General features: G+C 44.2%; 12 protein-coding genes. 2 read left to right on the top strand and 10 right to left on the bottom strand.

What is annotated here, in order from left to right:
- Positions 1-12 precede the first annotated feature (12 nt).
- Entirely contained in the window at positions 13-1,374 is a 1,362-nt protein-coding gene (locus MHH31_RS01835) for a hypothetical protein (RefSeq protein ID WP_342495192.1), read from the top strand.
- A gap of 240 nt (positions 1,375-1,614) precedes the next feature.
- On the opposite strand, the gene MHH31_RS01830 is transcribed toward MHH31_RS01835, so the two are convergent.
- From MHH31_RS01830 to MHH31_RS01790, 9 genes are all read right to left on the bottom strand, one after another.
- Positions 1,615-2,925 carry an MFS transporter gene (locus tag MHH31_RS01830; RefSeq protein ID WP_025206713.1) on the bottom strand — a complete coding sequence of 437 codons (1,311 nt, stop codon included), beginning with the start codon at positions 2,923-2,925 and terminating at the stop codon, positions 1,615-1,617.
- 45 nt (positions 2,926-2,970) lie between these two features.
- Positions 2,971-4,173 carry a CoA transferase gene (locus MHH31_RS01825; protein ID WP_017358567.1) on the bottom strand — a complete coding sequence of 401 codons (1,203 nt, stop codon included), beginning with the start codon at positions 4,171-4,173 and terminating at the stop codon, positions 2,971-2,973.
- Positions 4,174-4,260: 87 nt separating this feature from the next.
- The gene (locus MHH31_RS01820; RefSeq protein WP_008342095.1) at positions 4,261-4,641 is read right to left on the bottom strand and encodes a cupin domain-containing protein; all 381 of its coding nucleotides are present in this window, start codon (positions 4,639-4,641) and stop codon (positions 4,261-4,263) included.
- 23 nt (positions 4,642-4,664) lie between these two features.
- Positions 4,665-6,425, bottom strand: a complete 1,761-nt coding sequence (locus MHH31_RS01815) for a thiamine pyrophosphate-binding protein (RefSeq protein WP_074041713.1) — start codon at positions 6,423-6,425, stop codon at positions 4,665-4,667.
- Between the two features lie 38 nt (positions 6,426-6,463).
- Positions 6,464-7,237, bottom strand: a complete 774-nt coding sequence (aroD, locus tag MHH31_RS01810; RefSeq protein ID WP_342495191.1) for a type I 3-dehydroquinate dehydratase — start codon at positions 7,235-7,237, stop codon at positions 6,464-6,466.
- 9 nt (positions 7,238-7,246) lie between these two features.
- Positions 7,247-8,680 (bottom strand): aldehyde dehydrogenase family protein, encoded by a 1,434-nt coding sequence (locus tag MHH31_RS01805; RefSeq protein WP_079920449.1) that lies wholly within the window; start codon positions 8,678-8,680, stop codon positions 7,247-7,249.
- Entirely contained in the window at positions 8,677-9,534 is an 858-nt protein-coding gene (locus tag MHH31_RS01800; RefSeq protein ID WP_272511972.1) for a citryl-CoA lyase, read from the bottom strand. The genes MHH31_RS01805 and MHH31_RS01800 overlap by 4 nt, the downstream gene beginning before the upstream one ends.
- Before the next feature lie 324 nt (positions 9,535-9,858).
- Positions 9,859-10,680: an ammonia-dependent NAD(+) synthetase gene (gene nadE, locus MHH31_RS01795; RefSeq protein ID WP_007498287.1), complete on the bottom strand. Its 822-nt coding sequence runs from the start codon at positions 10,678-10,680 to the stop codon at positions 9,859-9,861.
- A 195-nt stretch (positions 10,681-10,875) separates the two neighbouring features.
- Entirely contained in the window at positions 10,876-11,472 is a 597-nt protein-coding gene (locus tag MHH31_RS01790; RefSeq protein ID WP_008342104.1) for an urea carboxylase-associated family protein, read from the bottom strand.
- 82 nt (positions 11,473-11,554) lie between these two features.
- Here MHH31_RS01790 and MHH31_RS01785 point away from each other — a divergent pair, with 82 nt between their 5' ends.
- Entirely contained in the window at positions 11,555-12,904 is a 1,350-nt protein-coding gene (locus tag MHH31_RS01785; protein WP_007498290.1) for an amino acid permease, read from the top strand.
- On the opposite strand, the gene MHH31_RS01780 is transcribed toward MHH31_RS01785, so the two are convergent.
- A complete protein-coding gene (locus MHH31_RS01780) occupies positions 12,899-13,657 on the bottom strand; it encodes a YqcI/YcgG family protein (protein ID WP_008342108.1) in 759 nt (252 codons plus the stop codon). The genes MHH31_RS01785 and MHH31_RS01780 overlap by 6 nt on opposite strands.
- Positions 13,658-13,747 lie beyond the last annotated feature (90 nt).

The following is a 13,747-nucleotide window of genomic DNA, read 5'->3' as shown; positions in this document are numbered from 1 at the left end:
GGAGGAGATATCATGATCTACCTGCTACTTTTCACACTTCTTATTAGCTTATACATCGTTCATCAACTATTCCCCGCTCCCATTCTCTCCTATTTGGTTGGTCTGCTGGCGGCTGCTTCGCTCATCATTTCCTTTAAGAAGGCAAGTGGGCTTTATTTGAAAACGGGTGCTATGTTTCTCTTGATTGGATTGGTGTTATTTTTCTGGTCAGAACAGCCTTTGCATACGCTTTTTCTTCATTTTCATTCCATGCTAGGCTTGCTTTCTTTATTTTTCATGCTGCCATTTATTCATTCTCTCATACACGTTGGGCATTTCGATACTCAATTAAATAAACTGCTTACCTTACATACAACGAGCACAAATCAGCTTTATCGCAAGAGTTCATTTGTCACTCATGTTCTTGGCATGTTTTTAAATATCGCAACGATTCCCTTATTATATACATCCTTGAAACCATCGCTGAACGCCCTTCAGGAACAAGTCAAACAGCACCTTTATACGCGCAATCTTTTAAGGTCATATGCGCTATGTCTTAGCTGGAGTCCTGTCGAAGTACTGGTGAGTGTCACCATTGATGCAACCAAATTGAAATATTATCAGATTGCACCCGTTACGTTTTGTTTAATGGTGCTTGTGCTGTTGACGGATTGGTTGCTGTTTTCTCGTCAAAGCAAACGATTGCCGCATATTATCCAGCCGGCGGAAGCTCACTCCAACCCTCATCGCATCAAGAGAAAAACCCTTCAGCTTGCTTTCATGCTGCTCAGTTTTATGACAGTCGTTTCGCTTGTTGACGCCTGGGTTGGGAAAGGTTATCTGTTCGCTGTTGTGCTAACGATTATTCCTTTCGCTCTATTATTCTCGTCTATCATCAAAAAACGAAAACAATATGTAGCCGTCTCTATTCCCCATTGGAAAGAACGAACCCGTCAGCTCTCCAATTATATGTGTCTATTTTTAAGTGCGGGCTTCTTTGTCGATATGCTGCTTGTCACAAACAGCCTGCAGCCGATTCAAGCATTTATCGTCAGTATATCAGATCATGCCATTTGGGTTTATGGGGTCATCGGGCTGTATTTTCTCATCACCGCTCTTTGCGGTTTTCACCCGCTCGTTTCGCTTGCTCTATTAGTGAGCTTGATGGCACCTGTCATTCATGAACTGCCTGCCCTTCCCATCGCAATCATGTTCATTATCGCTGGAACCTCAACGGTCATGTTTAGCCCATATAATGTATCTGTCTCCCTATTAGCCGATTTGATGAAGGTCAACCCTTACCGAATCACTCGATGGAATATCTGGTTTGCTGGTTTTTATATCAGCATGGGTATCGCATGTGCAACGATCATCACCGTCATCTTTTATTCATAGAAAAAGAGAACCCAATGAGTTCTCTTTCAAGATTGTTGACAAAGGGCTAAAATGAACTTGATTTTAGCCCTTTGTCTTTTTTCAGTGTGATAGAAAACCTTTGCAGTCAAGGAAGGACGAGTACCGGCGCGGAGCGAATTTGACATTCGTGAGCACCGGCATACAGAACTGACACCGAATGCGAGGGTTTGTCTACACGCTGAAAGAGAACCCAATGAGTTCTCTTTTTCTTGCTCTCTATTATTTTAATTGAATCCGCTCAATCTTACCTACAATAAAGATATACGACAACGCTCCGCCTAATGCCACTAAGCTGACGAATAAAATACCGCCGTTGTAAGAGCCTGTCGCCGATACAATGAATCCGATAATCAGCGGGGTGATGATGCCGGATAAGTTAGCAAAAAAGTTGAATACGCCGCCAGCCAGCCCGACCATTTCTCTTGGTGCCACCTCAGACAGCATGGTCCAGGAGATATTAGACAGTCCTTGTGCAAAGGAAGCGATGGATAAAATGGTCAGCACAAGCGGGATATTCGTTGTAAAATTCGCTAAAACAATGGTACTTGTTAGAAGCAAGCCGACCACAACCGGCAGCTTTCTCGCTACATTGACCGATACACCCTTTTTAAGCAGCCAGTCAGACACATATCCTCCAAACAGCACCCCAAAGAATGCAGCGATGTATGGCAGGGATGCCGCAAAACCCACTTTGAGAAAGGCCATATTTTTCGCCTCTGCTAAATAGGTCGGAAACCATGTTAAAAAGAAAAAGAGGGTAGACGCAACAGAAAATTGACCAATATAGAGTCCAATCAATTTACGATATTTTAAAAGTGCAGCAAAGTCTGCCCATTTCAGTTTCTCCTGTGATGCCACTGTCAATCCTTCGCCTTGACGGATCAATTCTAGCTCATCTTCATTGATCTTCGGATGCTCTTTCGGTTCGTGATAATACTTGTACCAAAAGAAAGCAAATATAATACCGAGCGCACCTGCAGTGATAAAGACGGTTCTCCAATCGAAAGTTGTCATGATCCAAAATAGAAGAGGTGTCGCAAATGCAAGCCCCACATACTCTCCAGCGGTATAAACCCCTGTTGCAAATGCGCGTTCCCGCCTTGGAAACCATGTGGTCACAATGCGATTATTCGCAGGAAATGCGGGAGATTCTGTAATTCCAATAAACAAACGGCAGCCGAATAAGAAGGCAAAGCTGTTCGCAAACGCCTGTAAACCGGTGAAAATAGACCAAGTCACAAGTGATATTCCATACGTTACCTTTGATCCAAATTTATCAAGAATAAAGCCGCCGGGAATCTGCATGGCTGTATAGGTCCAGCTAAATGCCGAAAAGATGAGACCTAATAAGGCAGGGTTTAATTGCAATGAAGATTGAATCGCAGGTGCAACAATGGATACACTGGCTCGATCAATATAGTTAATAGCGGTAATAAAAAACAACAGAATCAAGATGCCGAAACGAGCTTTTGTTGGTTTCGCATAAGCAGGCCGCAAGTCGTTCCCCTTCAGTTCTGAATGCACTTTCATAACCATCCTCCTTTGTTTCCGCAGCGTGCGGATCGGTTGAGTGTCTTAAATGACCCCTTTTTCTTCTAACTGTTTACACTCTTCTTCTGTGAAGCCAAGCATTTTCGTTAAAATTTCATAATTATGTTCACCTAAATCAGGCGCAATATGGCGAATACGGCCGGGGGTTTTTTCAAACTTCGGAATGATCCCAGGCACCTTCACTTTTCCAAGACGCGGATGATGCACCTCGACAATATTTTCTCGTGCTTTAAATTGCGGATGCTCAAAGATATCCCGAATGCTTAGAATCGGACTCACAGGCACACCATGTGTATCTAGAATGTCTAGGACGTCATCTCTTGTTTTGGACGCAATCCACTGCGAGACGATCGCATCCATTTCATCGTTATGCTTCAGCCTGGCTGCATTCACAGAGAATTTCTCGTTCTCAAGTAAATCTAAGCGATTCATCGCCTCTGCCAATCGATTAAAGGTCGAATCTGTACTCGTCACAAGAACCAAATAATGCCCGTCCTTTGTCTCGTAGGTGCCGGCAGGGCTTGAATGACCGCTTAACCCTGGTGAACGCTCACGCACCTTCCCTAGCTTGTCATATTCAGCAACCAAAAATTCTAACATGCGGAACACAGATTCATAGAGAGCCAAATCCACCATTTGCCCAGTTCCTTCTGAATGTGTGTCACGGTAATACATCGCTGTCACAGTGGCAAACGCCACATAAATTCCTGCGATATAATCCGTAAGGGAAAAGGAAGGGCTGACTGGATGCCGATCTGGAAACCCTTGAATATATGTAAAGCCGCTAAACGCCGTCGCAGGTGTACCAAATCCCGCCTTGTCCTTAAACGGACCGGTTTGCCCATAACCCGAAACACGAATCATAATTAAACGAGGGTTGATTTCTTTTAATACATCGTACCCAACGTCCCATTTTTCAAGTGTTCCCGGACGAAAATTTTCAATGATCACATCAACCTGCGCTGCCAGCTTTTTAAAAATGTCTTTTGCTTCTTCTTTGTGCAAATCGAGTGTAAGAGATTTCTTATTCCTTGAAAGCCCTGACCATCTCAAAGGTTCACCATCTGCAAAAGGGCCAACATGCCGCAGTGTATCCCCTTTTCCAGGAATCTCGACTTTAATGACCTCTGCACCGAAATCCCCTAGAAGCACCGCGCCGTATGGTGCAGCAATCATCGTAGAAACATCTAATATTTTGATTCCTTCAAGCGGTGTATTCTTATTCATTGCTTGACTCCCTTTCATTCAATTGATAAAGGGCTAAAATGCTTTCTATTTTAGCCCCTTTTCTTCTTTCTCTCGTGCAAGGTTTTTTTAGTCCTTCGGAAGCTGCCCTTGCGGTGTATAGAGCCAAATCAGCCATAAAGGTTCGTCCCCTGTGTTCACATGCTGATGTGAGACACCATCTGGAATAAACATAAAGTCATTTTGTTTAAATGATTGTCTTTCTCCATCGCAAATGACTTCGCCAGACCCTTTAATCACATAATCAAATTCCTCTGAACCCGGGTGATTGTGTACCGAGCTTGCTTCGCCCGGCTCAAAAATAGTGAGACCTGCCATCATATGCTCTGACCCTACGGTATCTGGTGTTATCGTTTGAAACACTTTCCGAATCATTTTCTCTTCTGGATGATCTAAACCTAACCATAATGGATGACCGTCTTGAAATGGATTTAATACTTTAATTTTCATTGTTGATTCCTCCCTAGTAATGTTTAGTTCACACTGACATGTGAGCGTTTTGTATTTGGTGAATAAATATCATTAATGTTCCAATGTCCATCAGTAGGCACTGGATCATTTTTCATCGCTACATCAATGACACATGGCTCCTGAGAAGCGATTGCTTCAGCCAAAGCTTCTTTGAATTCAGAAGCCGCCGTAATTTTGATTCCCTTCATCCCATAACCTCTCGCAATGGCTGCAAAATCAGGCGAATAGCTTTCTCCATCTTTTCTAAAAACAGTGCCGTATGTCGTTTCATAGTGTGCCATTTGCAAGCCGGCGATCGTCCCAAACGCACTATTGTTCATCACAATCCACACGACAGGAATGTTTTCTTCCATGGCTGTTGCGAGAACAGATGGATTTTGACCGAATCCGCCGTCCCCAACAAGTGATACAACGACACGGTCAGGCTGGGCAATCTTTGCTCCAAGTGCAGCGGGAGCGCCAAATCCCATCGTCGCAAAACCACCTGGGGTTAAAATAGTTCCTGGCGTGTATACAGGAAATTGCTGTCCGACCCCATTTTTATTCCAGCCAACATCGGTTGTAATGAAAGCATCCGGCGGCAATACTTCTCGCACTTCCTGCAAAATACGCTGTGGTTTCATTGGGAAAGACTCGTCTTGAATATTCGTCAAATTGCTCTTCTGAAATTCCTCACGATATGCCGCAATGTCCTTTTTCAATTGAGGGCGATCCAGACCTTCTGGCAGCCTTTCTTTCGCCACACGATTAAGTACAGTCAGCGCCTGCTTGAGATCTGCTACCGCTCCAATTTCAACAGGATAGTTCCGGCCAATTTCATTCGGATCAATGTCAATATGAATGAGCTTGGTTGATTGGAAATTGAACGTATACTCCGATTCCCACGAACTCGCATCTGCTTCAGCAAAACGGGTGCCTAAAGCCAATATATAGTCCGCTGCTTTACACTGATCATTGATAAATTTCGTCCCCCAAAACCCTGTCATGCCAAGGGTCATTGGATGATCATCCGGCATCGCCCCTTTCCCCATCAAAGAATGGGCAACAGGGATACTCAAATGGTCAGAAAATGCCTTTAACTCTTCTGCTGCATCGGCTAGTAAAATGCCTCCCCCTACATATAAGAGTGGTTTGTCTGCCTGCAGCAATCGATCTAATATCCGATTCGCTGTTTGATCATCAATAGATGGTTTTTCAACGGTGTGTGTATGATGAGCGATTTGTTCAAATAACGACACATCTAAGTCTTTTGAGAACACATCCATCGGAACTGAAATCAGTACTGGCCCAGGGCGGCCGCTTTCAGCTAACTGAAACGCTTTTGATAAAATTTCTGGAAATAATTCTGGAATGTCGACTCGCCATGCTCTTTTCACAAATGGGCGATAAATTTCGTATTGAGAAGCATCGGAATGAAGATTGATTTCTTGGTGTGGGTGCTTTCCGTAGTAATGACTTGGAACATCTCCTGCAATGACAACCATTGGAATGGAATCGAGTGCGGCATTCGCTACGCCTGTTGCCGCATTGGTGAGTCCAGGACCTAAGTGACTGAGCACAACAGCCGTCTGTTTTTTCGCTCGTGCATAACCATCTGCTGCATGCGCCGCTATCTGTTCATGTCTGACATTCACAAATTGAATACGGCTTTTTTCTAGGGCTGATAAAAAAGCAATATTCGTATGACCGCACAGACCGAAGATATGCTCAACTCCTCGATTTTCTAAATACTGAATGACCTGTGTAGATATATTCTTCTTCATGTTTCTCTCCTCTCACGGTGCAGCTATGAATCTGCTACTCACTGATTCTTTGAAAACACAATCGATAGAACGGCATTCAAATCCTGTATCGCAACTTGTCCAGGTGCCGAGCTTTCTTTCCCTACAGCAAAGGTCATGACAGACCCAAAGAGTCCACCTACCATTCTTGTGAAGGCACCATATTCCCCCATCGCCATCGAAATAACGGGGATGGACAGATGCTTTTTCGCCTTGCCTGTCGCAGAGAGCAGTGTCAGTGTATCCTCATAGGAATGCGGCATGACGGCGATCTTTGCGATATCGGCGCCAACCGATTCTGCATTGGTGAATAGCTCCACAAGCCGATCTGCCTCCGGGGTACGCTGGAAATCGTGGTACGACACAATCAAGATGACCCCGTTTCTCTTAGCCGCCTGACTGACTTGCTGGATATGCGAGACATCATGCATTAATTCAAAATCAACGGCAGCCACAAGCTGAGTGGCACAAAGCTCGACTAGCAGGGAAACCTTTTCATCCTCTGAGAGTGAAAAGCGTTCGCCGCCCTCTTTTTCAGAACGAATGGTGAATAAAAATGGGATGTTATCTGCCTTTTCAATCATCCCTTTCAGGGTGGTGATGACTTGTTCCTTGTCATTGAGGTGATTGAAAAAATCCGCTCGCCACTCTATCACATCAGGCTTCTTCTCAGCTAACACCTCAACTTCAAGAAACAATTCTTCCTTTGTTTGTCCAATGAGCGGCGTACAAATCATCGGCTGACCGCCTGTCTGCGCACTCTTTACCTTTTGCTGAAAGACATTCACATCCATCTGCCCCCTTTATAGCCCATTTGGCAGCACAACCATTTTGGTTTCGGTCATCTCCTCGATGGCGAAACGCGGGCCTTCCCTTCCAATACCGCTTCGTTTAATCCCGCCATATGGCCAGTGATCTAGTCTGAAATTCGATGTCCCATTGATGACTACGCCGCCAGTTTCAAGCTCTTTTGCTGCGTGTAACGCAACATCTAGCTGATTCGTAAAGACGCCTGCCTGCAGACCGTATCGACTATCGTTTGCTTCTTTGATTGCCTCATCCAGCTCCTCATATGGAAGGACACTGACAACTGGACCGAACACTTCTTCACAGACAACCTTGGCTTGTTTTGGAGGGTTTAGCAAAATAGCCGGTGTGATGCTTGCGCCATTTCGTTGTCCTCCAGATAGAAGCTCGGCACCCATTTTCTCTGCCTCTTGTATCCATGCCTCCACACGTTTTGCTGCTTGTACATCAACCATACAGCCGATATCACTTTCACTAGACAGCGGATCTCCAACGACGAGCTGTTCTACTTTTTGTTTAAGTGTCTCAGTAAATGTCGACAAAATTTGCTTGTGAACATAAATTCTTTGAACAGAAATACAGCTTTGACCAGAGTTGCTAAAGCCCGTTTTAGCGCAAAGAGAGGCGGCTTGCTCGATATCTGCATCATGATGAACAATCGTCGCTCCATTTCCTCCGAGTTCCAGCAGTACCTTTTTTAATCCAGCCGAGTTTGAAATATGTTCTCCGCCCACCGCACCGCCAGTAAAAGAAACAAGATTGGTTCTTTCATCAGTGACTAACTGTCTGCCGGCGTCTACTCCTCCAATCACAAGCTGCAGGCTCTTTTCAGGAAACCCTGCTTCAAGCAGGAGCTTAACAAACGCTGTGGCAACAGCTGATGTTTGCGGTGCTGGTTTTAAAATAATCGCATTCCCTGCCGCAAAAGCTGGACCGATTTTGTGACAAATTAAGTTGAGAGGCGCATTAAAAGGCGTAATCGCCAGCACAACCCCAACCGGCACTTTAAATGTCATCGCCATTGCTCTCTGTCCACGGGAAGATACATTGCCAGGAATAGTCTCACCGATTAGTCGATTGGCTTCTTCGGCTGACTGCGCCAGCGTTTCAATTGATCGTGAGACTTCATCTCTTGTATTTTTAAGCGGTTTTCCTAATTCTAAAGAAATGAGTTTTGCAAAATGCTCTTTTTGTTCTTCCAATAAGGCGGCTGCCTTTGTTAGAAGCGTTGAGCGTTCTAATGCTGATATTGCCGCTATTTGTTTTTTAGCTTGCTGCGCAATAGAAAGCGCTTGTTCAATATCTTCTGAGGAGGCAAGATAGGATGTACCGATGCTTTCCCCAGAGTATGGATTGATGATATCTTCTTTGCCATGGTTTGCATCCAGCCATTCGCCGTTTATATATGACAACGCTTTCAATTCACTCAAATTTTCTCACCCTCCTTCAAGTGACGCGTCCCGACCCCCGCATAACGAACCAGTCTTTCTTCATTCGGACAAGGGCCTTTCACTAGGGCACCTTTTGTCAGCTCTTCATATGCATGCGCCACGATGCCCATTCCTCTGGATAAGGAAAAGATGCCTTTTGCCGCTTCAGCTGGAATGTTTAATTCACATTGGATCGCAGCAGATACACCATCTATGTTCATCGTGATTTTTTTCCCTTTTAATTGTTCTAGTTCATGTCTAATCGCCTCAGCTAACCGTAAGTACGTTCCGCTGATATCACCTTGTTGCACATATGTTTGACTCAGCTCATACAGCCGTCTCACTCTCGGATCATCATCATGCAGCTGATGACCGATTCCTGGAATTTTTTCCTTGCGAGCTAACCACGTCTGACATACTTGCTTTGCAGCAGACTTCATATCTTTTTGTGCATCATAAACCGCTTTGGCTTCGTATAACATACGCATCGCCTTTTCTCCGGCTCCGCCATGAATATCACCTAATAGATTCACCCCTGTTGCAACAGAGGAATTAAACGAAATGCCGCATGTAACCGCCATTCTTGCCGCTGCAATAGACGGTGCCCTTGGCCCATGATCCGCACCTGCGACCAGAACACTTTCAAAAAGAGCTGCCTTCGAATCATCTAGTAATTCACCAACAAGCAGTAAATAAAGCATTTGTGGATACGATAATTGACCAATAAGCTCTTCAATTGGATAGCCCCGAAGTTCAATTGAATTTTTTTGAATATGACTAATCTCAGTCTCCCACCAAGCGCCTCCTTCTTTGTATATTTCCAGTGCACTTCGATTTTTCATCGTGTGAATCATTCCTTTAGCCTCTTATTTGGAGATGAACGACTCCTTTAATTCCGTCTAGTGGAATTCAATTTCACTTTTTGGAATGTGTTTTCATTGTAAGCGCATTCGTTTTTATCGTCAATCATTTTTTCTGAAAATACTGTCTTTTGATGAGAAATTAAGTGAATCGAACTAATTATTTCACCACTTATTCTTCAATTTATCCTTTATTTAGTCAAACAGACTTATGTAGATCGTTCTACTAATTAATGAACCATTTTCGATTCATTCTGTCAAATTCAGCTGAAATTTGACATAAAAAGACCCCTCCATCTTCTGGAGAGGTCACTTATTTTATTTCCACCAGTCATCAAACATAGAAGCTGGTACTTGACGTTTATGTTCTGATTGAACATAGCGTTTTTCAATCGCTTCTGCTGCTTGATCTGAAACTGGTTTTCCTTCTAAGTAATCATCAATTTCATTGTACGTAATACCAAGTTCTGTTTCATCCGTTTGCTGAGGCTTATCATCCAGCAGATCGGCTGTCGGTTTCTTTAAGTATAATCGCTCCGGCGCCTGAAGGGTCTCAAGCAACAACCGTCCTTGGCGTTTCGTTAAACCTGTGAGCGGAAGGACATCTGCACCGCCATCCCCATACTTCGTGAAAAAGCCCGTCACAGCTTCAGCTGCATGATCCGTTCCAATGACAAGTAAGCCTTCCTGTCCACCGACGGCATACTGTGCGATCATTCTCATGCGTGCTTTGACGTTCCCTTTATTAAAATCAGACAGCGCACCGCCTGTTTCCTTTTGGTATTGTTCACTGAATGCCGTCACGGCAGGTGCGATGTCATATTTCCAAGACTTGTCCGGCTGAATAAATGATAGAGCCAGCTGCGCATCGTCTTCATCCTGCTGCGTGCCATGAGGAAGACGGACCGCAATAAAGACAGCATCCTCTTTTCCTTCTTGACGAAGCTCACTTACAGCAAGCTGAGCGAGACGGCCAGCAAGCGTTGAATCCTGTCCGCCGCTTATACCGAGAACGAATCCTTTTGCACCGGTCTTTTTCAAGTACGCCTTTAGAAATCCAACCCGTTTTTCGATCTCCTGCTTTGGGTCAATTGAGGGCTGCACATGCAACTCTTGGCTGATTTTTTTCTGCAAACTCATACACTTTTCCTCCTAAGCATCCTCTACATGAAGAGAACAGGTTTTACTTCCATTTCAATTGATTTACCTACGATTTTAGCCACTTTATTATATCATGTTTTGAAGAAAGATATTTTTTAGACGTTCCCCTTTTTCATAAATGATCAAACATTCACAAACGAAATAGACCTAGCCGCTTTGACTGGTCTCTCCTTTTCAATCGATCTCCACTCGGATGGATGTACAGCTTGAGCCATTGCATTTTCCAATGTCGGCAGGACATGCAGACACCGCGACAATGAGGTCCATTTCTGCACGCAGGCGGATGTAATCACCGGAGAGCGATTTTGGCAGCTCGACAGACAACTTTCCTTTATCATCAATGACTGTATTCATAAAGACATTAAAAGGATAATACATATCCTCTTTTGGAATCCCGAATGGCTCAAAGGCCGTCCTGAGATTATCGTAGCATGTATGCATGACCTCTAGGTGCGTACGCCCATATAAGAGTTGATACATTTCTTGCCGGCACGCAGGCATATATAAATCATGACATTCGACTGTATCTTCAATGACCGTAAACATTGGTTTATATAAATTAGAATAAAGCTGATCTCCCTTTTTCACCTTGGAAGAGAACAGGCTGTCCATTGTAGCGCCTTGATCAAATTTTTCATAAAAATCCTTTTCATGATAGGCCATCACATCTGCTACTTGCTGCCCTTCGACATCAACCACTCGCATACATTGTCCTTTTCCTAACCGAAAACCAAGCCCATCCTTTGGTAAAATCACGTATTCTCCGTTCATCACATGCACTCCTTTCCATGTTGACAGTATGCCCAAAACGTCCTCTTGATCATGTATAAAAAAAAGAGGCGGTCACAAGCTAATGCTATTGAATCAGAAAGGTGTTGCACATGCATTGAAAGAAGAACAATCTTTATCTTGGTGGCAGCTTTCTCTTATCGGAGTCGGCTGTACAATCGGCACTGGTTTCTTCCTTGGTTCCAGCATCGCCATTACAAAGTCCGGTTATTCCGTCTGCATTTCATTTTTGCTTGCGGCAGTCGGCACATATCTCGTCTTTAAACACCTGGCTGCGATGACAGCCGAAAACCCAGATAAGGGATCATTTTGTTCCTATGCCCGAAAAGCCTATGGGCGCTGGGCGGGTTTTAGTAATGGCTGGGTGTATTGGTTTTCAGAAATGCTCATCACAGGGAGTCAGCTGACGGCGATTTCTCTTTTTACTCGTCACTGGTTTCCATCCATTCCACTATGGGTGTTTTCAGCGATTTATTCCGCTCTTGCCCTGCTTGTGATTATCATTGGGCTTTCTTCTTTTCAAAAGACGGAAAATGTCCTTGCCGTGCTGAAGACCGGGGCGATCCTATTGTTTGTCGTCCTTGCGGTTCTTGTTTTATGCGGCATTCTCACAGAGCATAGGCCCACCCTACACCTGCCAAATAAAGACCACGAATGGATGCCGCTCGGTCCGCTCGGTCTATGGAATGGGCTAATTTATGCGTTTTATGCTTTCGGGGGGATTGAAGTCATGGGGCTGATGGCGGTTCATTTAAAAGACCCGAAGGACGCCGCAAAATCTGGACGTGTGATGCTGATCATTCTTGCTGTCATTTATATCGTCTCCATCGGACTTGCGCTTTTGCTTGTTCCAGTGACAGCCTTTAACGAGAATAGCAGTCCATTTATTACATCACTGGAGCCATTTCATTTATCCATTTTTCTTCATATCTTTAATGGCATTTTCATTATTGCCGGGTTTTCCACATTGGTTGCCTCCCTCTATGCGGTCACGACGCTGCTTGGCACGATGTCGGAGCATCAGGATGCACCTGCTTGTTTTAAACAAAAAGAACCATCTCATGTCAGATGGTCTTCAATTCTTTTAACTGCTGCAGGGTTGATTGTCTCGATTTTGCTGGCACTCTTTTTGTCCAAACACATTTACGAGCATCTCACAACAGCAGCCGGTTTAACTCTTTTGTACACATGGGTGTTTATTCTGCTTTCAAGCAAAAAGCTGTCAAAGCCATCCACTCGCCAAACGTGCGAAATGGTTCTTGCCCTGATCTTAATTGGTGCAGCTGTTTCAGGCACTCTGACAGAGGCAAGCGGACGACCTGGCTTTTTTATTAGCCTTGGAATCATTGCTGTAATTGGCATCATGGTACTCTTTATGAGAAAAAAGTGGAAACAGGATCAGGCCGCATCATAATTTCATCATGTTTTTTAAAGCAGTAAATGGACATTTGGCGGAGGCTGGTTTCTCCGCCTCATCATCTGAGAGAAAATATTGTTTCCATTCTAAATTTTTCTGATCCCCATACCATTTTAATGCTGGATGTACATCAACTTGATCATACGCCTTCAGCCTCTTCCGAACGAGTTTACTCATTTTTTGACCAAATGTGGTGGAACCGTTCATCTTTTCAAACACCCACCTTGGTTGAAAGGCCCACATCACATAAGGAAAATGACGGCTTTTTCTTAGCTTATGCGCTGGTGTCGCGCATAAAATAAAATAAGGCTCCCCATGAAAACAAAACTCCCATTCATGATTTTCAGGATCTGATGGAATTTCCTCTGGCCATTTCATTTCATCCTTTTGATGTAATTGCTGAACAACCGACCAAAACTGCTCCTCATACTCTTCGAGCGAATACTCCTTCATATCCTGCGGTGTTTCAAAAAAGCAAATGAACGAAGCATATTGACCGGTTTCCCTAGAGCAGCTTTGGTATTCCCTTAAAAGCTCTGCTAATTCATTCACGGCCTCTTCTCCCCGCGGATCACCGACAAACCCATAACGCAAATGATCGAGAAAAAATCCTTGTCTGCCTGGTACACACGGAAATGTATCTGCCTCATCACCGACCATTTCTCCAAACTGTGTGAAAGCATCCTGCTTCCATTCATCTAGTGATCGTAGATTTTGATCAAGGCAACTTTTTGCATACAGCTGGGCCATTTTTTTCCACCTCGTTTTAGCGTCTTCTCCATAGCCTATGAGGAGGAAAAAGCTGTGGTGACTGTCCTTCAACGACTTTCACTGGACATT

The organism is Bacillus sp. FSL K6-1033, from assembly GCF_038630765.1.
GTDB lineage: Bacteria > Bacillota > Bacilli > Bacillales > Bacillaceae > Bacillus > Bacillus altitudinis.
This window is presented reverse-complemented; position numbering and strand designations above follow the sequence as displayed.